Here is a 22049-nt window from a genome sequence, read left to right as displayed (position 1 = left end):
GCTCAGGCGGTGCGATCGGTGCTCCGGCGCCTTCGCGCTTTACTCTGGATCAGGTGAATCGACGGATAGTGACGCTCTTGGCCGCACTCGCACCCATCGTCGTGTTGGGCGTCGTCGGAACAATGGTCACTGTTCCTTATGTCGCACTCGGTCCTGGCCCCACCTTCAACACCCTCGGCGACGTCGACGGTAAGCCCGTCGTCGACATCCAGGGGACCGAGGTCGATCCCACCGACGGCAACCTCAACATGACAACGGTGTCGGTTCGCGACGGCCTCAACGTCTTCGAAGCGTTCGGACTGTGGGCGAGTGGCAGCAACGGACTCGTCCCTCGCTCGGAGATCTATCCGCCTGAGAAGTCGAAGGAAGAGATTCAGCAGGCCAACACCGCCGACTTCCAGCAGTCCGAGGACAGTGCCGAGTTGGCTGCACTGCACTTTCTCGGTAAGCCGGTGGCACTCACTGTCTCGAAGGTGACCCCGGACGGCCCCGCCGCGGGTGCCCTGCAAGAGGGCGATGTCCTGGTCAAGATCGGCGACACTCCGGTAACCACCATCACCGGCGTTCAGGACACGGTCGGTGCGATCGCGCCCGGCACCGCGATCAACGTCACCGTCCTTCGCGAGGGTGTGGAGACCGTTGTGCCGGTCACCGTCGGGGCGCGGCCCAACAAGCCCGAATCGGGTTACCTCGGCGTCACGCCCAACGAGGTCCCGGACGTTCCCTTCACCGTGCAGTTCAACCTTGCCGACATCGGCGGTCCTTCTGCCGGACTGATGTTCACACTGGCGTTGGTGGACAAGCTGACTCCAGGGGAGCTCAACGGCGGAAAGTTCGTGGCCGGAACGGGCACCATCGACTCCGACGGCGAGGTCGGTCCGATCGGCGGTATCAGGTACAAGTTGATCGCCGCCTCCGAAGCCGGTGCTGAGACCTTCCTCGTGCCGGCCCAGAACTGTGACGAGGCGAAACAGAATGCGCCGGACGGGCTTCGACTCGTCAAGGTCGACAACCTGCCCGGCGCAGTGGACTCACTCGAAAGCCTCAACACGGGCGGCGACGCACCCCGCTGCTGAAACCTGCCTTGCCGAAGACAGGCTCGGTCAGTCTTCTTTTTTCAGTCTTCTTCGACCTCGTCGAGCGTCGCGTACAACGCGTGAACCAGGTGAGGTGCAAGACCGTCGTAGGTGAGCAGTTCCAGGTCGCCGTACGGATCCGCATCCTCGTCGGGACGCATCTGCAGAAGCGACAGCGAAGGACCGTCACGGAGCACGCCGACGAACAGTCGAGCCTCGCGTCGATCGGGATGCGCGTTGGCCGTCAGTCGCGCGACCTCGTCCGCAGCATGCTGATCGGTCAATACCGGCGCCGTGGCGTGATCGAGATCCGATTCCGCCTCGGGCGGCAGGACGACGATCTCCTGAACCAGGATGCAACCCTGCACCGACTCGGGCCAATGCGTCGTTGCCAGGAACTCGTCGAGTGCCCGTGAACCGCCGATGATGTCCTCGGGAAGCGATTCCTGTTCGATCGGTGTGTATTCGGCGCCCTCGGCGAGTTGGTCGAGCAGTCCTGGTTCGGCCGCGGCGAGCATTTCGGTAGGCACCAACGCGTACAGCTTCGGCGGTTGATCCCAGCCTTCGGCGTCGATGTGGTCGACAACTTCATGAACGCACCGGGCGAGGGCACTCGGTGATCTGCTCATATTCTCTTCACTCACACGTTCATCCTCCCACCTTCTGTCCGGCTCCCTGCTCTCCGTGTTGTCAACCCGTGACCGTTGTTACGTAGAGTGGTCGGAAACGGCCAAGTCCACTCGGGCGTGGCCGCAGTGATCGATGCAATCGGTTGCGACGCCACGGCGTCGCCAAATCTTGGAGCGTGGCACGTGGGCATGCGGCCCCCCGCAGGTTTACCCTCTCTGTCCAGACGCAGTCGAATCTTGTTGGTGGTGGCTGTCGTAGTGGCGGCCTTGCTGCTCGTGGGGCCGCGACTGATCGGCATGTACACGGACTGGTTGTGGTTCGGAGAAGTCGGCTACCGCGGTGTCTTCACCAAGGTTCTGCTGACGCGATTCGTGCTCTTCCTCGTGGTCGGAATTGTCGTCGGAGCCATCGTGTGGCTCGCGATGCTTCTCGCGTACCGCGCACGTCCGGTGTTCGTTCCGGTCTCCGGACCCAACGATCCGATCGCGCGCTACCGCACGACCGTCATGTCGAGGCTTCGTCTGTTCGGCGTGATCATTCCGGTCGCGATCGGCATTCTCTCCGGTCTCATCGCGCAGGCCAACTGGGTCACGATCCAGTTGTTCCTCAACGGTCAGCCGTTCGGCATCACCGATCCTCAGTTCAACTTGGACGTCGGCTTCTACACGTTCGATCTGCCGTTCTACCGCTTCGTTCTGAATTGGTTGTTCGTCTCGATTCTGCTTGCCTTCGTGGCAAACCTGGTCACCCACTACGTTTTCGGTGGGATCAAGTTGGCCGGGCGCGCTGGGACATTCACGACTGCCGCACGTATTCAACTGGCTGTCATCGCCGGCACCTTCGTGCTCCTCAAGGCGGTGGCGTACTGGTTCGACCGGTACTCGTTGATGTCGAGTAGTCGTAAGGAACCGACGTTCACCGGTCCGGGCTTCACCGACATCAATGCGGTTCTGCCGGCGAAGCTGATTCTGTTGTCGATTGCGGTCATCTGCGCGTTGGCGTTCTTCGCCTCGATCTTCACGCGGGATCTTCGGATACCGGCCATGGCAGTCGCTCTCTTGGTTCTTTCGTCGGTGCTCGTCGGTGCGGTCTACCCGATGATCGTCGAGCAGTTCTCCGTCAAGCCCAATGCGGCGCAGAAGGAGAGCACGTACATCGAACGAAACATCGAAGCGACCCGTCAGGCGTACGGGATCACGGAAGAAAACGTCGACTACGTCGACTATCCGGGAGTTGGCACCAAGCAGCCCCAGGACGTTCCGGCCGACCGGACCACGATCGCGAACACACGCCTGTTGGATCCGACCATTCTGTCGCCGACGTTCACCGCTCAGCGTCAGCTCAAGAACTTCTACGGGTTCCCGCAGACGCTCAACGTCGACCGCTACGAACAGGACGGCCAGTTGCGCGACTTCGTTGTCGCCGCGCGTGAGCTGTCGCCGAACAACCTTTCCGGGAACCAGACGGACTGGATCAATAAGCACACGGTCTACACGCACGGCAACGGTTTCGTCGCGGCCCAGGCAAACGAAGTAACGGCCGTGCAGGGCGACAGTCAGAACAACACCGGTGGTTACCCGATCTACTCGGTCAGCGACCTGACGACCACGCCCGAGAACGAGAACCTCAAGGTGGACAATCCTCGGTCGTACTACGGCGAGGTGATCAGCCAGTCGGACGCCGATTACTCGATCGTCGGTTCCGTCGACGGCGAGGGACCTCGTGAGTACGACACCGACACCTCTAAGTACACCTACACCGGTTCGGGTGGTGTCTCGATCGGCAACTGGTTCAACCGTCTTGCATTCGCGGCGAAGTACACCGAGCGCAACATCTTGTTCTCGAGTGCAATCGGCTCGAACTCCAAGATCATCTTCAAGCGTGATCCGAAGGAAAGGGTCGAGGAGGTCGCGCCTTGGCTGACGACCGACGGCGCTGCCTACCCCGCAGTGGTCGACGGCAAGATGCAGTGGATCATCGACGGCTACACCACCGCCCAGGACTACCCGTACGCGCAGCGCAGTTCGCTCGACGGGTTGGTCGAGGACAGTATCGACCAGACGACCGGGCGCCTCATTCCGCGTCAGGAGTTCTCCTACATCCGTAACTCCGTGAAGGCCACGGTCGACGCGTACGACGGCACGGTCACGCTCTACCAGGTCGACGAGCAGGATCCGGTTCTGAAGGCGTGGATGGGAGTCTTCCCGAACACGGTGAAGCCGAAGAGCGAAATCTCGGACGACCTGCAGGCGCACTTCCGCTACCCGGAAGACATGTTCAAGGTTCAGCGAGAGATGCTGGCGAAGTACCACGTCGACGATCCGAGTGAGTTCTTCACCAACAACGCGTTCTGGTCGGTTCCGAGTGATCCGACGATCGACACGTCGGCCAACCAGCCGCCGTACTACGTGCTGGTGGGCGACAAGGACACCGCGAAGGCGGATTTCCGTCTGACCAGTCCGATGGTCGGGTTCAGTCGTGAGTTGCTGTCGGCCTACATCTCGGTGGCGAACGACAAGGAGAACTACGGCAAGTTCACGGTGCTGCAGCTGCCGACCGATACGCAGACTCAGGGTCCACAGCAGGCTCAGTCTGCGATGACGTCGGATTCGCGTGTTGCTTCGGAAGTGTCACTGCTCAAGCAGTCGAACAAGATTCAGTACGGAAACCTGCTGACTCTGCCGATTGCCGAGGGCGGAATCCTCTACGTCGAACCTTTGTACTCGCAGCGAAACTCGCAGAACGCGTTCCCTCAGTTGGCGCGTGTGCTGGTGAGCTTCAGCGACACCAACGGCATTCGGATCGGTTATGCACCGACCGTCTCCGAGGCGATCAGTCAGATTTGGCCGGGCGCAGGTTCGGCAGCGACTGTCACCCAGCCGGCACCCGATCCGGATACCGGAGCGCAACCGGAAACGCCGACTACTCCGACGGCACCGGCCCCGCCGGCTTCTTCGGATGACGTCACGAAGGCGCTGGCCGAGGTCAATTCGGCAATGGCGGCATTGAAGTCGGCGCAACAGAGCGGTGACTTCACCAGCTACGGTGCTGCGCTCGACCGCCTGCAGAAGGCTGTTGACGCGTACCAGGCGCTGCCGAGGTAAGCGGCGTCAGTTCATGAATAGCAGAAGGCCCACCATCCGATCGGATGGTGGGCCTTCTTGTGTGCTCAGTGAAGCTGTATGAGCTGAATCAGCGCAATGCTGCAACGATCGGTGCGTTGGCATCGGAGAGCTGCTGGAACTGTGCGGCGAATCCGTACTGGCCGGCGAGGTCACGAGCGGTGTCGTAAGCCTGCTGTGCGGCGGGCTTGAGCTCGGCCGGGATTTCGACGGCGGGAGCAACTGCGGGTGCCTCGGCGACGGGAGCCGGTGCTGCGGCGGGAGCCTCTTCGACTGCCGGCTCGCTTGCGACGGTCAGACGCTGGCCGCAGACGGGCCATGCGCCGGGGCCCTGGCTCTGCAGGGTGTTCTCGGCGACGCGGATCTGCTCTTCCTTGGAAGCGTTGGCGGGCGAGCCGGTGCCACCGTTGGCGGTCCAGGTGCTCTGCGAGAACTGCAGGCCGCCGTAGTAGCCGTTTCCGGTGTTGATGTTCCAGTCGCCACCGCTCTCGCACTGTGCGACGCCGTCCCAGTTGTGGGTGGCTGCGGAAGCGGTGCCGGTGCTCATGGTGAGGGGCACTGCGACAAGTGCGCCGGCTACTGCCAATGTGCCGAATGCACGCTTGCTGATGCTGGTGTACGTCATGTCGGGGTAAATCCTCTCCGCGCTTGCTGACATCGGCGGGCCTGCGGGTCGGCGATGGTGCTGACTTTCCCGGGCGCTTGTCTCTCCGTGTCTCTGCCCCTCGAAGGTTTCGGGGGTTCCGATCCCGCGGGGCAGAGTGGAGCAGCGGCGGGTCGGCGTTCGCCCGGTTGATTCGGGCCGGGACCGACCGTACGGGAGCGCTGAACGAGGGTCGATTCGCGATTTTCCGGACCACCTGGTCTTCTCCCATCCAGGATTTTCGGCGTTTGTGCTGGTAGAGCCTTTCCGATGCCGTTTCGAGGTACGTTCGTTACATGCTTGTTATGTGTTGATGCTCACGGGCATTTTGTGAACCCAGTCACCCGATTCTTCGACTTTCAGGCGTGTATTTCGCTCCAGCGCAGGCGATTTGCGTTCCGTTCATCTGCTCGTGTAACTTTGTCAATGCATCGCGGGGTGGAGCAGCTCGGTAGCTCGCTGGGCTCATAACCCAGAGGTCGCAGGTTCAAATCCTGTCCCCGCTACTAGAAAAGGACCGCCGCACTGGATTCCAGTGCGGCGGTCCTTTTTTGTGCGCAGCCGTCGTAGGGTGGCGACGTGCGACTCTCGAAAATTCTTTTGGCGATGGCGGTGACTACTTCGCTGGTGGCCACCGCTCTGGCGTTCTCGGCAGGAAGCGCTGCCGCCGGTGGGCGGATCACCGATGCGAAGCGCGTGGTCTTCATCGTTCCAGGGCAGCAGCTCTACAACTCGGGAGAAACGCACCAGGCGACCTACCGCGCCCTCGACGAGGCACTGAGCGCTGCGGGCTACGAGACACACTTCGTCGACGCACCCGGCAAGATGATTGCGGCCGACGCCGAGCTGATTGCCGATTCGATTCGCTCCTACGCTGCCGGCGCTGACTCCGTCGGGGTGATCGCGCACAGTGCGGGTGGACTGAGCTCCCGGTACTACGCGAAGTTCCTCGGTGGCTCCGAAGTAGTGGATTCATTCGTCGCCATCGGTGCTCCTCAGTACGGTAGCCCCGGTGGCTGCGTACAAGGCCCTGCCGACGGTTACGACACCTGCATGTTCTCCGAAGTTCTCACCAAGCTCAATGCCGGTGAGGACACTCCTGGATCTGCCTACTATTCGGTGGTGCAGAGCTCAGGCGAGTGGGCGGACGGTCGGTTGGACGGGGGCCAGTGCCGGGTGTACATCGATGGCGTTCCCGGGGCCGGAACCGGAGCAGACCATCTCACCGAGCTCGAGCATCCAGAGGTCATCTCGGGAGCGATCAGCGCTTTGGGGCGCGACTGTGTCGGTACGTTCGTGGACGAGAACGACGGCGACATCACCTGGCCTGACACGTTGTTCCCGTCATTTCGGTAAAGCTTCAGGTCCGGGTTGTTCGGACGAGTAGCCCGGCTACGTGTGCGCTCGCGGCAGTTCTGGCCCCCAAGGCGTCACCCGATTCGATGGCCGCGACTATACGAGCGTGCTCGGTGACGGCGATCCGCCGATTGAGCTCGAGGCTCCACATGTCCGAACGGTAGAGATGTGACTGTCCGTCGAGACGATGTAGGGCTTCACTGAGCGGGTGATTGCATGCAGTCTCACGAATCAAGGTGTGGAACTCGAGGTCCAGCGTCGAATCGCGACGCTGATCCGGCGGGCTCTCGAGAAGTTCGCGTTGCACCTGCACCATCTTGTTCAGCTGTGACACGGTTTCATGCGTGGCATTGGCCGTCGCGTTGAACGCCGCGAGACCGTCGAGTACCTCACGCACCTCGAAGACCGCGCGCAGAGACTCTGCGTCCAGCGAATCGACTTTTGCACCCGCATTTCGGGTGTGGACCGCGATGCCCTCGTAGATCAACTGCTGCACGGCCTCGCGGACCGGCGTACGACTGACATTGAGCTTGCTCGCCAGCGCGGGAACACTCAGTGGTGTCCCCGGCGCCAGCTCTCCCGAAAAGATCAGTTCTCGAAGCGTCTCGTGCACGGACTCGGTGAGCAAAGCTCGTTCGGTGGTGGTCATCTTGTCCTCACTTCGATCCTGCACGATATCGACGGTACCCGGGAGCGCTATCCGGCGGCGCGCACCCGGTCAGCGCTGCGACTGTCGACGTCGGGCGCCGTCGCGCCTTTCAGTCCGGCCACTTTGGCCGCGATGTTCTCGGCGATCGTGATCGGCGGGTATCCCACCTCGCCCGGTTCGAGAGTCCCTGGCAGTGCTTCGATGACGGCGTCGTAGTTTCCGTCGAAAAAGAATGCGGCAGAGCGACGTCGGATGATCTGACCATCGACGATAGGTGGGTCGACTCGGTGCACTGTCGAGCGCCATCGGTCGTTCGTCCAGCGTGCCATTGCGTCGCCGAGGTTGATCAAGAGTGCGCTGTCGGCAGGTTGGACGTCGTGCCATACGCCATCGGCACTCAGAACTTGAAGGCCCGGAACTTGATCTGCCCACAGGATGGTCAAGATTCCGAAGTCGGTGTGAGCGCCCATTCCCGTCATGTCGCCGGAGATGCGGATCTCGCCCTCAGGCAGTGCGTAGTTGTTCATCTTCATCGCGTCGATCGAATGGTCGAGCATCGAATCGAAGTACTCGGGCTGCAATCCGAGGGCGTCAGTAAAGGCGCACATCAGGATTCGTGCCAAGCCCTGGGCATGACGGAAATACTCTTCGATTGCCGGTCGGAATCCGGGCGCGGCCTCAGGCCAAGTGTTGGCGGCGTAGCTGGACTCGGGTAGGTCGACGCCCGGATAGTCGCTCACCTCTGTGCCCACGACTATTGCTTCGTAGAAATCGTTCATCTGGTTCGCAGCGGCGACGCCCAGGCTCATGCTGAGTGATTCCGACTTCGGTGGCGAGTAGCCACGGTTCTCGGACGAGGGACGGCGATAGTTGTTCTTCACCGTCAGTGGGAGAGCAAAGAACTCGTCGAGAGCGTCGGCCAGTCCGTCGGTCGCCGATCGTGGAATGCTGTGTCCGACAATCTGTATGAATCCGACCTCCCGGCACGCGCGATCGAGTTGAGCTGCCACTTCCGCACAGGCAGTGCTGTTGGTGGCGTTTGCAGCCGATGCCTCGCCGGTGTGGTACGGGCTGATATCGATCGTAGGGATTTCGAAGGCGGGAATTTCGTGGGTCATTTAAAGTCCTTGCGGCCGGACGTGTGCCACTTACCGACGAGCACACGTGAGAGGAATCCAAAGGCAGAGAAGACGAGGACGCCGAACACCGACGCGATCACGATCGCGGCGATCAGATCCTCGGACTGAAGGCGGCTTCGGTAGACGTCGAGCAGGGTCCCGATCCCGGGTTGTCCTTTGGCGAAGAACATGTCGCCGATGATGGCACCGACGACAACAAGGCCGGAGGCGGTGCGGATGCCGGTGAGAATGGCCGGCATTGCCGCTCGCAGTTCGAGTTTCACCAGTCGATCCCAACGCGAGGCGCGGCCGAGGGTGAAGAGTTCGTGCAGTCCGCGATCGACCGATTGCAACCCGAAGTGTGTGTTGGTGATGATCGGGAAGGCCGCGATGAGAACGCAAACCAGGGTGCGCGCGGTCATGCCGTAGCCGAACCAGAGCCCGATGAGGGGGACGATGGCGAGGATGGGAATGACCTGCAGCACAACGGCATATGGATAGACGATCCGCTCGATCCACTTGGCCTGGCTCATCAGCACGCCGGTTCCGACGCCGACTGCCACCGCGACGACGAAGCCGACCAGCGCAACCTGTGCCGTCACTGCGAGGGCTTCGAGCATGGGAGAGAGGTGTTTCCAGTCGAGTAGCGACTTCGTCAGTACTTGACTCGGCGGCGGAAGGAGAAATCGACGTTCCGGGGAGAGAACGAGGTAGCTGACGATCGACCACGCTGCGACCGCGCCGGCAAGTGAGAGCAGCGGATAGAGCAGGAAGGTGCCGAGCGCTCTCATTCGAGAGGGCCGTCCGGACTGTGCCTGTGCTTGCGCCGTGGTCGCAGAATCAGTACGAACGGCGGTATTGCGTACGGTGGTGCCCTGTTGTACTGCAAGGACTTCGGTCATCGTGAGCTCCCATGGAGGCTGGCCGAGATCTCGGCGACGTGTTCGGTGTATCGGGCGTCGTAGCGCAGTTCCGGGCTACGCGGGTACGGGAAATCGATGTCCACGACCGAATGTATTCGTCCAGGCCTGGCGGTCATGACGACCACCTTGTTTGCGAGGTACACGGCCTCGGATACCGAGTGCGTGATGAACATCGAGGTGAACCCTTTGTCGGTGTAGAGCCTTTGGAGTTCTACCTGCATCTCCAGTCGTGTCATCTCGTCGAGCGCACCAAAAGGTTCGTCGAGCAGCATCACAGCGGGTGCGAGGGTGAGCGCACGCGCCAACGAGACACGCATCTTCATTCCGCCTGACAACGCATTGGGCAGTTGTTTCGCAAAGTCCGCAAGGCCGACTGCGCGGATTGCCTCGTCGGCGCGCAACTTTCGCGCTGCTTTGTCGCCGCCACCGAGTTCAGCCGATAATTCGACGTTGGCCTGCACGGTTCGCCAGGGGAGGAGAGTCGGCTCCTGGAAGATGAAGCCAACTGATTCGGTGTCGAGGGCAACCGCACCACTGGTCGGCCGCTCGAGGCCGGCCGCCATGCGCAACAAAGTCGACTTGCCACAGCCTGAGGGTCCGACCACGGCGACGAAGTCTCCTCGCTCCACGTCCAGATCGATGCCGTCCAGCGCGACAGTGCCGGTATCGAACTTCTTGACGACATCGGAAAAGACCATCTGCATCGGCGCGGTGAGCTTGCGAGCGTCGGCATCCTGCATCGTGTTCGCGAGTTCCATCTGAGCCTCCGGTTCAGTAATGCATGCAAAAGTTCTTCAAGATGTAGGAACTATCTTGAATTGCATGTATGTCGCCTAGATTGCTGAATGTAAATGTGAGGTGACATTGCAGGTGAAGCGAGAATCCTGGCGCGCGTTACCTGATGGAAACAACGAGTCGATTGCATGTAATCCACGTGCTGCAGAGTGTGCTCATCGGATCACCCTTCTTGGTTCGCCCACATCCCAATTGTTTTCACGAAGGAGACGCTGTGTATTCAAATCGCAAGGTGCATTCCAATCGCAGAAGTGTGGGAGCGGCGGGCGCGGCACTGGCCATGTGTGCAGCCATCGGATTGACTGCGTGTAGCTCCAGTGAGGCTGAGACGGCGAAAGCCGAATCTCTCGAACCAGCTGCCGAGGCGCAGAACCTTGCGGGTCTCTGTCCGGAAAACGTTGTGGTTCAACTCCAATGGCAGCCACAGTCGGATATGGGAGCGCTCTTCGAGATGCTCGGTCCTGGCTATTCGGTCGACACCGACGACAAGTCCGTCAGTGGGACTCTTGTCGCCGGAGGGAAGGACACCGGAGTCGACCTGACCTTGCGGGCCGGGGGACCGGCAATCGGGTTCCAATCCGTCAGCTCCCAGATGTACGTCGACGATTCCATCACTCTCGGCTTGGTGCACGGGGATCAGGTGATCGCGGCAGCGGCAAGTCAGCCCGTTGTGGCCGTCACGCCATTGCTCAAATACAGCCCGGCAATCCTCATGTGGGACAAAGAGTCTCATCCGGACTGGACGAGTGTTGCCGATATCGGCAAGTCCGCCGCGAGTGTCGTCGTTTCCAAGGAGCAACTCTTTCCGCAGTGGCTCGTGGCGAAAGGACTACTGAAGCAGTCTCAGCTCGACACGAGCTACGACGGAGCTCCCTCGCGATTTGTCGGTGACCCGACCATCGCTCAGCAAGGATTCGCGAATTCGGAACCGTACACGTACGAGAAGGAGACGCCGGCGTGGGACAAGCCGGTTTCCTATGACCTGCTGAAAGATTCGGGTTTCGACATCTACGCGTCCAATGTTTCGGTTCGTGCCGACAAGGTCGAGACACTCTCGCCGTGTTTGAGCAAGCTGGTTCCGATCATTCAGCAGGCCACCGCGGACTACATCACTGCGCCGGATACGGCGAATGCTGCCATTGTCGACGTCGTCTCGCAGGACGTGTCGTTCTCTCCCTACACCGAGGGTGAAGCAGCGTTCAGTGCCCAGCTCCTGAAAGAGAAAGGCCTGATCGCGAACGAGGCAGACGGATCCGTCGGCACGTTTGACATGACGCGAGTCGCTCACACCGTCGAAGAACTGAAGCCCATTCTCAACGCCGGGGGTGCGGCGATACCGCAGTCATTGACTGCTGAAGAGATCTACACCGACAAATTCACCGATCGGTCCATCGGAATCCGCTGAAGGAGCTCACGGCAAATGACGTACGACATGACAGAACTCAACCGCGAGACCCGCATGGGTGGCCTGGGCACGGAGACCACCGACCGCGAGGTCCGAAGAATCGATCTCTCGGATTTCGAGAACCGGCGCAGCGAGATCGCCGAGGAGTTGTGGTCGGCAGCGACCGACATCGGATTCTTCCAAATCGTCAATCACGGAATCGATCTGGACCAGGTCCGCGAGGCTTTCGCGGCGGCCGAGCGATTCTTTGCACTGCCCACTGAGGTTAAAGCGCAGTATCCGCTCAAGAAGGGTTTCAACTCCGGCTGGGAGAGCATGACGCAGGTGCGTCCGTCCATCGGAACGCCTGATCAGAAAGAGTCCTACCAGGTGACCCGCCCGCATATGGGTGATCTGTGGCCCACTGCAGACGAATTGGGTGGATTCCGCGAAACGATCCTGGACTTCGAAGCCAAGTGCTGGGGCATTGCGATGGACCTGTTGTCGTGCTTCGCCGAGAAGCTGGGATTCGAACGAGACTTCTTCACCAGGGCACATGACCCGTCGGTGGCCACCTACCAGAGCACACTGCGACTACTCCACTACTTCCCCCTTGCCGCCGACGCAGATGTCGAAGGGATGTGGCGTGCCGGAGCGCACACCGATTTCGATTGCCTGACATTGCTTTTCCAGCGTGACGGTCAGGGCGGGTTGCAACTGTGCCCGGGCAAGGAGATGGACACCCAGGAATGGACGTCGGTGGTGCCGGCCGAGGAAGCGATCACCTGCAACATCGGCGACATGCTGATGAGATGGAGTGATGATGTCCTGCCGTCGAACTTCCACCGGGTCAAGAGTCCCGGAGTCACCGACTATCGGGGAGCCCGCTACAGCCTCGCGTTCTTCGCTCAGGCGAACCGCGACGTGACCATCGAGGGGCCGGCGGGCAAGTACCCGCCGATCACTGCCGAGGACTACATCGACCAGCGAGTACGCGCGAACTTCGCGCGTTGATCCGTATCCGTTCCGTCACACACTTTCAGGAGAACTGGCGATGACTACCGCGCCCAAGAACATGACCGACGCGATCATCCGGGACGTGACGTTGTACAGCGGCGGGCAATGGCTGACCGGCCGCGACGTCGTCGTCTCGAATGGGGTGGTCGAATCGATCGAGAAGTCGACCGGCACTGCCACACCTGGAAGTGTGGACGGATCGGGGGCGTATCTGATCCCTGGGTTCGTCAACACCCATACGCACCTTCAGCAGTCACTGATGCGTGGGATCGCCGAAGGGACACCGCTTCTCGAATGGCTACTCGCGGTCGCAGAAGAGTCGGTTCAGATCACTTCCGAGCGCGCATACACGGCCACTGTCGCAGCCTCGCTGGAGGCATTGCGCAGCGGTACGACGACCCTGGTCGAACACATGTGGCCGCACCCGTCCAGCGAGGTTCACGACGCTGTGATCCGGGCGTTGCACGACACCGGGATTCGTGCGGTGCTGGGACGCGGAACCGCAGACCGGGCGGACAAGACGAGGAAGTGGGGCTTCGATCCGCGGCTCATGCAACCACTCGGAGATGTTCTCGCACATACGGATCAGATGATGCGGGACGTCGCCGGTTCCCGCATTGACGTGGCAGTCGCGGTACCCAACCCACGTTCGCTGACCCCGGACGGGATGTCGGAAGTGAGTGAGTTCGCGCAGGCTCGCGACCTCACGGTCTCGATTCACCTGCTCGAGACGCAGACCGACAACACGATGTGTACCGAACACGCGGGCATGAACGCGGTCGACTACCTCGATTCCCATGGGTTCTTGTGGGACCGGGTGCTGGCGGTCCACTGCGTCGAACTCGACGACCGTGGTCAGAAGGTGCTGGCGGAGCGCGGCGTCGGAGTGTCGTACAACCCCGTCAGCAACATGCGCCTCGGTAGCGGAATCGCGCCCGTCCCGAGTTTCCTCGACGCGGGGATCGCGGTGGGGTTGGGTGTGGACGGCGCAGCCAGCAACGACACTCAGGACATGCTCGAGACGCTGCGCACCGGCGCCTACGTGCAGCGAGCCGCGCGCGGCCGCGCCGACCTGTTCGGCTTCGAAGCCATGATCGACATCGCATCCGGCGGTGCAAACGCAGCACTCGGTCTGCCGGCCAGGTCTGGCGGGATCTCCGTGGGCGATCCCGCCGACCTCACCATGATTCGGTTCGAACGCGACTTCGGTTGCCTCCCGGTGCGAGATCCGGGCGCGTCCATTCTCACGACGGGCAGTCGTCAGATCGTGGACACGGTGTTGGTTGCGGGCGAGGTCGTGCTCCGCGACGGGCACTCCACTCGCGTCGACGAGGCGGAATTGATCCGGACGCTCAGCGCTTTGTGACTGTGCTCAGTCTTCGCTGATCTCCATCTCGATCAGGACGCGGCGCAACAGCTTTCCGGTGGCGTTGCGGGGAAGTTCGTCGATGAAGACGATCTCGCGGGGAACCTTGTAGCGCGCGAGATTCGACCGGACGTGATCCTTCAGCTCGTCGGAGTTCTGGTCGGCGCCGTGGGCGACGACGACAAACGCTCGCAGGCGGTGCCCGAAGTCGGCGTCCTCGACTCCGATGACTGCCGCTTCCAAGACGTCCTCTCGATCGGCGAGCAGGTTCTCGACTTCGAGCGGGTAGACGTTCTCGCCACCGGAGACGATCATGTCGTCGTCGCGGCCGTCGACGAAGAGGAGGCCGTTGGCGTCGAAGTGTCCGACGTCGCCGGTCGAGAGAAGTCCGTCGATACGTTCCTTGTCACGCCCGTCGGTGTATCCCTCGAAGCTCAGCCCGCTGGCGACGAAGATTCTGCCGATCGTGTGTGGGGTGGTGATCTTCTTGTTGTTCTCGTCGAACAGTTCGACGTGACAGGTCACCGGCGCGCGGCCCGCGGTTCCCGGCGCAATGGTCAGATCCTCGGGAGTCGCGACTGTCGCCACCGCGACCTCGGTGGATCCGTACAGGTTGTAGAGGACGTAGCCGAACGAGGCCGTGACTCGCTTGCACAGATCGGGTGAGAGTGACGAACCAGCCGAGAAGATGATCTTCAGGTTCGACGTGTCGTACTTGGACAGCACGTCGGGACCGAGGTCGATGATCCGAGTGAGCATCGTCGGGACCACGACCAGACTGTCGCACTTGTATTGTGCGACAAGTTTGATCGTGTTCTCCGGGTCGAACTTTCGATGCATGACGACGGTCTGGCCGAGCGCCAACGCGAGAGCGAACTGCGAGACGCCGGTTCCGTGGAAGGCGGGGGCCGCCATCATCATGGTCTGTCCGCGGCGCAACGGCACGCGGTCGAGGAACTGTGCCGACGCGAGAGGGGAGGTGTGGCCACGCGGCGCGCCTTTGGGAGTTCCCGTTGTGCCGCTGGTGAGGAGGACGAAGCCACCGTTCTTCTCGGGTGCCGGCACCGACGACGTGGTGCGTCCGGCGATGGCCTCGTCGAGAGTAGCTGCCGTGGAACCGTCCGCGGCCGTGCCCTCTGGCCAGGAACGATAGACGACGACGTCGTCCGGCAAGGCATCGGCGATGTCCGCGAACTCGTCGTCGTAGACGAAGGCGACCACCTTCTCACGCGCTGCGACGTCCACGAGTTGGGGCCGAGCGAAGCCCGTGTTCATGAGAACGAGCTTCGTTCCGTTCTTCGCTGCCGCCAGCATGGTCAGGACCAAGCCTCGATGGTTACGGCACATCGCACCCATGACGGAGTCGGACGTGATGCCGTCGGCCTGCCACGCCCGGACCAACGCGTTGCTCTGACGCTCTAGCTCGGCATAGGTGATGGGTCCGCGCTCGTCGATGATCGCCACCGCGTCGTAGCCGTTCTCGGCGTGTGCATGGACCGGCCCGGCAAAGGGTCCGTACTTGTCCACGGCTGCAATGGATTTGAGCCCGCGATCAAGGCGAGGGAACGGGACGAGTCCGGCTCGGAACATGACCCCCGCCGCGCCGATGGTGTCAGTGACCTTGGTGACCAATCCGGGCATACGTGAACCTCTTCCGAGCGTCGTTGTAGGACTGATTACACACTAATGGGCAATCAGGTTTCGGTGGTGAAGTTTCACGATGGCGGCCGAGCAGTCCGCCCCGCCACCTCGAAAGGTGGCGGGGCGGAGTGTTTCGGGATCGGGTCTGTGCGACCGTCACTTCAGTTCGACCGTCACTTCAGTTCGGCGGACGACTTTCCGAGCAGGCGGCGTGCGACGATCAGCTGCTGGATCTGCTGGGTGCCCTCGAAGATGTCGAGAATCTTCGAGTCGCGGCCCCACTTCTCGAGCAACGGGCGCTGCGAGTAGCCGTAGGTTCCGGCCAACTCGACTGCCTTGAGCGTCACGTCGGTGCCGGTGCGGCCGGCCTTCGCCTTGGACATGGACGCTTCGAGCGAGTTCGGCTTCTTGTTGTCCGCCATCCACGCCGCGCGCAGAGACAGCAGGTACGCGGCCTCCCAGTCGGCTTCCAAACGGATGAACTCGGCTGCAGCTGCATGCTGGTTGTAGACCGGTGTGTCGTAGGAGATCTCGACACCGGCTTCGGTCAGGATGCCGCGCAGTTCTTCGAGAGCCGCGCGTCCGACGCCGACGGCCATGGCTGCAACGAGGGGCCGGGTGTTGTCGAACGTCTGCATGACGCCGGCAAAGCCCTGCTCGACGTTGACCTCCGGGCTGCCGAGGATGTTGTCCGCGGGAATGCGGCAATCCTGGAGCAGGAGTACTGCGGTGTCGGAGGCCTTGATGCCCAGCTTGTGCTCGAGGCGAGCAACGCTCAGGCCCGGTGCGTCACGCGGAACGACGAACGACTTGATGGCCGCTCGGCCCTTCGACTTGTCGACCGACGCCCACACGACGATGTGCGTCGAACGCTCACCGGCGGTGACGAAGATCTTCTCGCCGTTGAGAACCCACTCGTCGCCGTCGAGAACGGCGGTGGTGGTCACTGCGGCGGAGTCGGAACCGAAGCTCGGTTCGGTGATGGCCATCGAGGCCCACACCTTGCCGAAACGTTCGAGCTGTTCGTCGGTGGACACTGCGGCGATCGCGGCGTTGCCGAGCCCCTGGTAGGGGATCGAGAGCATGAGTCCGACGTCGCCCCAAGATGTTTCGAGCGAGTTGAGGAGCGCAGACATGTTGCCGCCGTTGGCGTTGCCACCCTTGGCGCTCGCGTCGGACCGTCCGCCGCTGGCACCGCCGATGTCTCCACCGGAATCGGAGAGGCCTTCGACCATGGCGGCCATGGTGTCGAGCTCGACGGGGTACTCGTGCTCAGCGAGATCGTACTTACGTGAAATGGGTCGGAAGATCTGCGCCGCGACCTGATGTGCCTGGTTCGCTGATGCTTTGAGCTTCTTGGGAAGTTCGAGGTTGATCATCGTGGTTCTCCTGGAAGTTCAGCGGCGTCAGATGAGGACGATGCCCTCGGCAACGCCGATGGCACGGAGGTCGCGGTACCAGCGCTCGACCGGGTGTTCCTTGGTGAACCCGTGTCCACCGAGGAGTTGTACACCGTCGAGGCCGATCTGCATGCCCTTCTCGGAAGCCAGCTTCCGGGCCAGAGCGGATTCGCGAGCGAAGGACAAGCCTTGCTCGGCGCGTGAAGCGCCGCGAAGCGTGACCAGACGCAGTCCGTCGAGTTCGATGCCGATGTTGGCGACCATGAAGGCAACCGCCTGGCGGTGGCTGATCGGCTCGCCGAACGCTTCGCGCTCGTTGACGTACGGAATCACGTAGTCGAGAACTGCCTGGCTGGTGCCGACGGCCATGGACGCCCAACCGAGGCGAGCCAGGCGAATCGCGTCGGCGTATTCGGCCTTGCGCTGCTCGGCGTCACCGTCGCCGAGCAGTGCGGACTCCGACACAGCGACGTCGGTGAGGATCAGGCGACCCAGGCCGGCGGCGCGCAGACCCATGCTGGGATCTGCTTCGACGACGAGTCCCTTGGTGTCGGATTCGACGATGAAGAAGGACGGCTTGCCGTCGAGTTCCGCGGCGATGACGAAGAGTTCGGACGTAGCCGCGGCGGGCACCAAGCTCTTGACGCCGTTGAGCTTGTAGCCGCTGGGGGAGCGCACTGCCTTGGTCTGCAGGGCAAACGGATCGAACAGTGCGCGTGGTTCGTTGACCACCACTGCTGCGCCGGGGACCTGCTCGCCGGTGAAGGCCGGAAGGTAGGTCTTCTGCTGCGCGTCGGTGCCCCACTGCGTCAGTGCAACTGCAACACCGCTCGGTGCGAGGATCGGAAGTGCAAGTCCCATGTCTCCGTGCGCAAGTGCCTCGGCAACAAGAGAATTGGTGACTGCGCCGCGATCGGCGGCTGCTCCGTCGAGTTCTTCGGGAACGTTGATCAGCGTGATACCGAGCTCGGCCGCGCGCTTGGAGAGATCGGCGGGGGCCTGAGCTGCGCCGTCGGCGTCGTAGGCCGCGGGACGCAGGATTTCGGCCGCGAACTCACGCACCGTCTCGACGATCATCTTCTGGTCGTCGTCCGGGGTGAGATCGAAGTAGTCGGCGTTCTTGCTCGGGTTGTCGGGCAGGCGCTTGGGTGCACCGTTGCCCGAGACCTTCTGGAATCCTCGAGTGGCGGCACCCAGGGTTTTGAAGCCCGTCTTGGTGCCCTCGTAGGTCACGCGATCGATGGTCTGACGCAGATTGAACTTCTCGGCCAGTTCCGAACCGGTGATCTTGGTAAGCACACGCATGGCTGCGCCCATGGCGTCGCGTTTGATCGGGTTCAGGCCGACGGCGGACGTGTCGCGGGGCGCACCCTTGGCGCCGCCGCGCTGCGCGCCCGATTCGCTGCGCTGAGCGCTCTTGTCGGGGGCAACACTGTCTTGCTTGGTCATGATCACCAGCTGTTTCTCGGTGTTGGGGCGTTGGACGATTTTTATCTTACTCATCAGTAAGGTCTGTTGTCGAGAAACCGCGAAATGATGCGCGTCATAGGCTCGAGGGGTGAGCCGGACAGAGGTGCCAGATCGGATACAGCGATATATGCGCTACGCGCCGTTGGTGGTGGTCCCGTGCCTGTTGATCGCCAGCACGTATCCGGGGGAGTATCGAGTTCCCGTCACCTACTGGATACTGTCGATGCTGTCGGCGCTCGCCTTCGTCGCCGGCCGTCGATGGCCGGTCTTCGCGTCCCTGGCCATCTCGGCGCTTGCCGTTCCGATGTTCGTCGCCGACGCCTGGGGGCTGTCCGAACTTGTTCCGTATCTCGGGGCTGTCGCCGTCGTCGACGTCACGATGCGGGCCGAGCGCAGAGAAATGGTTGCCGTATCGGCAGCAGGATGGTGCGGTTCGGTGCTCGCGGGGATCTGGTTCGAATCTCACGAAGCATTCTTCTCGGTCACCACGGCTGTGAAAGTGCTTGCGTACGTGGGATTGCCACTGCTGCTCGGACTGTATCTGCGCTCGCAGCGTGAATTGGCCGCGAACAATCTTGCGCAGACCCGCGCTGCGGAGCGCAGTGCGCTCGCCCGCGAACTGCACGACCTGGTTGCACACCACATGGCATCGATCGTCCTGAGAATCGGCGTGGCTCAACATGTCTTGGCGCCCCAGGACGAGGCCGTGCGTGAGGTCCTCGCGGATGTGCGTGCGACGGCGTCGGATGCGTTGGCCGATATCCGTCGGCTTCTGGTCGCACTTCGTGATCCTTCGCTCGGTGAGGTCGCTCTGGTCGAGCCGGATGCCGTCGACGCGGAAATCGGTGCGGCGATAGATCGTGTGCGTGCGGCAGGTTTCGAGGTGCAGTCGGTTTTCGATACCCAGGAGAATGTCGAGTCAGGCGCAGCCGATCTCGATGCGATCGGGAGGCTGACGTTGTTGCGGGTGATTCAGGAATCACTGACCAACGTCATGAAGCATGGCGACAAGAAGGGGCTGGTATCGGTCTCGGTCGGTCGCGATGACAACCGGGTGCATGTCAGGGTTGTCAACGACGTCGAGGGATCGCCCCGGAATGCAGGTCATGGCCTGGTGGGAATGCAGGAGCGCGCGGAGTTGGTCGGCGGCGAGATGACCGCCGGCACGAACAGTGACGGGAAATGGGAAGTGCACGTGAGTATTCCACTGGTTGTCTCGGGCGGTGTCTCGTGATCAGCGTGCTGATCGTCGACGACCAGCGACTGGTGCGCGCCGGTTTGCGGATGCTGTGCGCTGCAGCCGAGGACATGACCGTGGCCGGTGAGGCGTCGAACGGCGTCGAGGCGGTAGCACTCGCTGCCGAATTGGATCCCGACGTGATTCTGATGGACTTGAGAATGCCCGGGCTGGACGGGATCGGTGCCACGCAGCAGATCGTCAAGGCCGGTCGTCGAGCGCGCATTCTCGTGTTGACCACCTTCGACGACGACGATCATCTGTATCCCGCACTCGCCGCGGGGGCCTCGGGGTTCTTCGTCAAGGACACCGAACCCGCCGAGCTGCTCGGCGCAATTCGGCGGATCGCCGAGGGCGAGATGGTGTTCACTCCGGAACTTCTCCGCCGCGTTGTGGATCGAGCGGTGATCGGTGGTATCGCAGACACTGCGGTGACAGAGAGGGTTCCGCTGACCGATCGCGAATCGCAGGTCCTCGCACTGGTGGCAGAAGGGAAGAGCAATCAGGAGATCGCAGACTCACTGCATCTGGGTGTGACCACGGTGAAGACACACGTGGCGAACCTGATGTCGAAGACCGGTTGCGACAATCGGGTTCGCCTCGCTGTGTACCACTTGCAGAACTCTCAGTGACCGGAGTGCGAACCAGGCATCGGCATGTCCATCTGCATGTCCATCTGCATCGGAGCCGCCTTCTGTCCCGGCTCGAGGACGAGGAATTGGCCCATCATCCCTTGGTCCTCGTGCATCAGCAGGTGGCAGTGGAACATGTACGGGAACGTGGGATCGGTGTACTCGGACCACTGCAGTGCGACGCGAACCCTGCCGCCCGGCGGTGTGTAGACGGTGTCCTTGAGTCCGCGCAAGTGTGGCGGGGGAGTGCGACCGTCGACGTCGAGGATCTGGAACTGTACGTCGTGGACATGGAAATTGTGTGGCCAGTTGTCCTTGTTGGTGATCGTCCACACCTCGGTCGCGCCGACCTCGGCCTCGAAGTCGATGCGGTTCATGTCCATTCGTTGCCCGTTGATCATGTACCACTGCAGATCGAAGGTTCGGGAAACGCTAGCCTTCGACGGATCGAGACGCGGCAGTGCGGCCAACTGCGCCGGGAGAGTCGACCGTGACGCGCGGCTGGCAACGCCCCGCAGTTCGATGATGTCGAAGCGGTCGTTCATGCCGAAGTTCTCGGCGTCGGAGGAACTCACGCCACCGCCGTCCTCGATCGGGAACGACACCAGTGTGGTCGTCGCACCGGGGTCGACGCGAACCACGATCTCGGCTCGTTCGCCGGGGCTGAGCTGAATCCGCTTGATCGCAATCGGTGATTCGAGCAGTCCGCCGTCGGTGGCAATCAGATCGAACGCGCGGTCGTCGGGGAACCCCAGGTTGTAGAGACGGCCGGAAGAGCCGTTCAGGATGCGCAACCGGACGACCCCGGTGGTGACGTCGAGGTAGGCGTCGGAGATGCCGTTGGTGACGATCGTGTCGCCGAGCAGGCCGATGTCGGTCGGATCTGATTCGTCGAAGCTGCCGTCGGCGAGGAATCGACGATCCTGGATTATCAGCGGAACATCGTCGACACCATAGGTTTTGGGGATGTCCAGCGCCCGCGTGTCGGCATCGTCGATCAGGAACAGTCCGGCAAGGCCGCGCTGCACGTGCCGTTCGGTGGATCCGTGCGGGTGTGGGTGATACCAGAGCGTCGACGCCGGCTGACCGATCGTCCACGCCGGTTCCCAGCGTCCGCCGGCTTCGATGGTCTGGTGCGGGCCACCGTCGTATCTGGCGGGCAGATGCATGCCGTGCCAATGGACGGTCGTGGGCTCTGCCAGTGTGTTGTCGATCGTGAATGCGACAGATTCTCCGCGCTCGGCGCGGACGGTGGGCCCCAGAATGGATCCGTTGAAACCCCAAGTGTCGGTGAGTTTTCCCGCGACGATCTCGGTGGTTCCGGCACCGGCACGGAGTGTGAAGTGGCGAACACCTGCGTCGTCGACGGTGGATTCGGCAAGCGGCGGAATCGGTAGCGGACGCGAAGTTCCGGCCACCGCCAACGTGGCGCTCTTCGCTGCCGGGTCGGCGCCGCAGCCCACCGCGAGCCCGAGGGGCGCTGCGGCCAGACCGAACAGAATCGTGCGCCTGGAAATCCGGTTCATCGTTCTCCTGGAAGTAGTGCGTGATCAACTACTTCCAGTCAACGGGCCGAGATGTCGTGCCGAA

18 protein-coding genes and 1 tRNA gene are annotated in these 22049 nt (G+C 62.2%); 9 read left to right on the top strand and 10 right to left on the bottom strand.

The genetic code is table 11. The features are described 5' to 3' along the window. Positions 1–53 precede the first annotated feature (53 nt). Entirely contained in the window at positions 54–1076 is a 1023-nt protein-coding gene (locus H351_RS20985) for a YlbL family protein (RefSeq protein ID WP_029255058.1), read from the top strand. A gap of 41 nt (positions 1077–1117) precedes the next feature. Here H351_RS20985 and H351_RS20980 read toward each other — a convergent pair whose 3' ends face one another. Further along, positions 1118–1720 (bottom strand): PPA1309 family protein, encoded by a 603-nt coding sequence (locus tag H351_RS20980; protein ID WP_019747831.1) that lies wholly within the window; start codon positions 1718–1720, stop codon positions 1118–1120. A gap of 174 nt (positions 1721–1894) precedes the next feature. On the opposite strand from H351_RS20980, the gene H351_RS20975 reads away from it, so the two are divergent. Beyond that, positions 1895–4810 (top strand): UPF0182 family protein, encoded by a 2916-nt coding sequence (locus tag H351_RS20975; protein WP_223257968.1) that lies wholly within the window; start codon positions 1895–1897, stop codon positions 4808–4810. Between the two features lie 88 nt (positions 4811–4898). Here H351_RS20975 and H351_RS20970 read toward each other — a convergent pair whose 3' ends face one another. After that, on the bottom strand, positions 4899–5453 hold the full coding sequence (locus tag H351_RS20970) for a transglycosylase family protein (RefSeq protein WP_019747833.1): 555 nt from the start codon (positions 5451–5453) through the stop codon (positions 4899–4901). A 450-nt stretch (positions 5454–5903) separates the two neighbouring features. Here H351_RS20970 and H351_RS20965 point away from each other — a divergent pair. After that, a tRNA-Met gene (locus H351_RS20965) sits at positions 5904–5977 on the top strand. Between the two features lie 73 nt (positions 5978–6050). After that, the gene (locus H351_RS20960; RefSeq protein WP_029255060.1) at positions 6051–6827 is read left to right on the top strand and encodes an esterase/lipase family protein; all 777 of its coding nucleotides are present in this window, start codon (positions 6051–6053) and stop codon (positions 6825–6827) included. Between the two features lie 4 nt (positions 6828–6831). Here the strand turns inward: H351_RS20960 and H351_RS20955 are convergent, their stop codons facing one another. Genes H351_RS20955 through H351_RS20940 form a run of 4 tightly spaced genes read right to left on the bottom strand, consistent with a single transcriptional unit; the run spans position 6832 to position 10275 of the window. Then, complete coding sequence (locus H351_RS20955) at positions 6832–7476, bottom strand: GntR family transcriptional regulator (RefSeq protein ID WP_020907137.1); 645 nt, start codon at positions 7474–7476, stop codon at positions 6832–6834. A gap of 47 nt (positions 7477–7523) precedes the next feature. Continuing rightward, entirely contained in the window at positions 7524–8594 is a 1071-nt protein-coding gene (locus tag H351_RS20950; RefSeq protein WP_029255061.1) for an isopenicillin N synthase family dioxygenase, read from the bottom strand. Next, positions 8591–9496 (bottom strand): ABC transporter permease, encoded by a 906-nt coding sequence (locus H351_RS20945; protein ID WP_020969249.1) that lies wholly within the window; start codon positions 9494–9496, stop codon positions 8591–8593. Before H351_RS20945 ends, H351_RS20950 begins: the two co-directional genes overlap by 4 nt. Further along, on the bottom strand, positions 9493–10275 hold the full coding sequence (locus H351_RS20940; protein WP_019747838.1) for an ABC transporter ATP-binding protein: 783 nt from the start codon (positions 10273–10275) through the stop codon (positions 9493–9495). The genes H351_RS20945 and H351_RS20940 overlap by 4 nt, the downstream gene beginning before the upstream one ends. A 251-nt stretch (positions 10276–10526) precedes the next feature. Here H351_RS20940 and H351_RS20935 point away from each other — a divergent pair, with 251 nt between their 5' ends. Genes H351_RS20935 through H351_RS20925 form a run of 3 tightly spaced genes read left to right on the top strand, consistent with a single transcriptional unit; the run spans position 10527 to position 14079 of the window. Beyond that, entirely contained in the window at positions 10527–11717 is a 1191-nt protein-coding gene (locus H351_RS20935; RefSeq protein WP_244891380.1) for an ABC transporter substrate-binding protein, read from the top strand. Positions 11718–11732: 15 nt separating this feature from the next. After that, positions 11733–12710, top strand: a complete 978-nt coding sequence (locus H351_RS20930) for an isopenicillin N synthase family dioxygenase (protein WP_020907141.1) — start codon at positions 11733–11735, stop codon at positions 12708–12710. A gap of 40 nt (positions 12711–12750) precedes the next feature. After that, complete coding sequence (locus tag H351_RS20925) at positions 12751–14079, top strand: amidohydrolase family protein (RefSeq protein ID WP_051636467.1); 1329 nt, start codon at positions 12751–12753, stop codon at positions 14077–14079. 6 nt (positions 14080–14085) lie between these two features. Here the strand turns inward: H351_RS20925 and H351_RS20920 are convergent, their stop codons facing one another. From H351_RS20920 to H351_RS20910, 3 genes are all read right to left on the bottom strand, one after another. After that, positions 14086–15720: an acyl-CoA synthetase gene (locus H351_RS20920; RefSeq protein ID WP_003942348.1), complete on the bottom strand. Its 1635-nt coding sequence runs from the start codon at positions 15718–15720 to the stop codon at positions 14086–14088. 173 nt (positions 15721–15893) lie between these two features. After that, the gene (locus tag H351_RS20915) at positions 15894–17099 is read right to left on the bottom strand and encodes an acyl-CoA dehydrogenase family protein (RefSeq protein ID WP_003942363.1); all 1206 of its coding nucleotides are present in this window, start codon (positions 17097–17099) and stop codon (positions 15894–15896) included. 27 nt (positions 17100–17126) lie between these two features. Further along, positions 17127–18575 carry an acyl-CoA dehydrogenase family protein gene (locus tag H351_RS20910; protein WP_029255064.1) on the bottom strand — a complete coding sequence of 483 codons (1449 nt, stop codon included), beginning with the start codon at positions 18573–18575 and terminating at the stop codon, positions 17127–17129. Between the two features lie 142 nt (positions 18576–18717). On the opposite strand from H351_RS20910, the gene H351_RS20905 reads away from it, so the two are divergent. Beyond that, positions 18718–19824 (top strand): sensor histidine kinase, encoded by a 1107-nt coding sequence (locus tag H351_RS20905; RefSeq protein WP_029255065.1) that lies wholly within the window; start codon positions 18718–18720, stop codon positions 19822–19824. Beyond that, positions 19821–20459, top strand: coding sequence for a response regulator (locus tag H351_RS20900; RefSeq protein WP_059016354.1), 639 nt, complete (start codon positions 19821–19823; stop codon positions 20457–20459). The genes H351_RS20905 and H351_RS20900 overlap by 4 nt, the downstream gene beginning before the upstream one ends. Here H351_RS20900 and H351_RS20895 read toward each other — a convergent pair. Beyond that, on the bottom strand, positions 20453–21985 hold the full coding sequence (locus H351_RS20895; protein WP_029255066.1) for a multicopper oxidase family protein: 1533 nt from the start codon (positions 21983–21985) through the stop codon (positions 20453–20455). The genes H351_RS20900 and H351_RS20895 overlap by 7 nt on opposite strands. Positions 21986–22049 lie beyond the last annotated feature (64 nt).

Source organism: Rhodococcus erythropolis R138 (genome assembly GCF_000696675.2).
GTDB classification, from domain to species: domain Bacteria; phylum Actinomycetota; class Actinomycetes; order Mycobacteriales; family Mycobacteriaceae; genus Rhodococcus_F; species Rhodococcus_F erythropolis.
Note: the sequence above shows the minus strand (reverse complement) of the source record. Positions and strands in the feature narration are given on the sequence as shown.

Excerpts from the sequence above, each read along its gene's own strand:
- H351_RS20975 (WP_223257968.1), top strand. The coding sequence starts at position 1,895 with ATGCGGCCCCCCGCAGGTTTACCCTCTCTGTCCAGACGCAGTCGAATC.
- H351_RS20905 (WP_029255065.1), top strand. The coding sequence starts at position 18,718 with ATGCGCTACGCGCCGTTGGTGGTGGTCCCGTGCCTGTTGATCGCCAGC.
- H351_RS20920 (WP_003942348.1), bottom strand. The coding sequence starts at position 15,720 with ATGCCCGGATTGGTCACCAAGGTCACTGACACCATCGGCGCGGCGGGG.
- H351_RS20940 (WP_019747838.1), bottom strand. The coding sequence starts at position 10,275 with ATGGAACTCGCGAACACGATGCAGGATGCCGACGCTCGCAAGCTCACC.
- H351_RS20925 (WP_051636467.1), top strand. The coding sequence starts at position 12,751 with ATGACTACCGCGCCCAAGAACATGACCGACGCGATCATCCGGGACGTG.
- H351_RS20895 (WP_029255066.1), bottom strand. The coding sequence starts at position 21,985 with ATGAACCGGATTTCCAGGCGCACGATTCTGTTCGGTCTGGCCGCAGCG.
- H351_RS20950 (WP_029255061.1), bottom strand. The coding sequence starts at position 8,594 with ATGACCCACGAAATTCCCGCCTTCGAAATCCCTACGATCGATATCAGC.
- H351_RS20930 (WP_020907141.1), top strand. The coding sequence starts at position 11,733 with ATGACGTACGACATGACAGAACTCAACCGCGAGACCCGCATGGGTGGC.
- H351_RS20970 (WP_019747833.1), bottom strand. The coding sequence starts at position 5,453 with ATGACGTACACCAGCATCAGCAAGCGTGCATTCGGCACATTGGCAGTA.
- H351_RS20945 (WP_020969249.1), bottom strand. The coding sequence starts at position 9,496 with ATGACCGAAGTCCTTGCAGTACAACAGGGCACCACCGTACGCAATACC.
- H351_RS20955 (WP_020907137.1), bottom strand. The coding sequence starts at position 7,476 with ATGACCACCACCGAACGAGCTTTGCTCACCGAGTCCGTGCACGAGACG.
- H351_RS20915 (WP_003942363.1), bottom strand. The coding sequence starts at position 17,099 with ATGATCAACCTCGAACTTCCCAAGAAGCTCAAAGCATCAGCGAACCAG.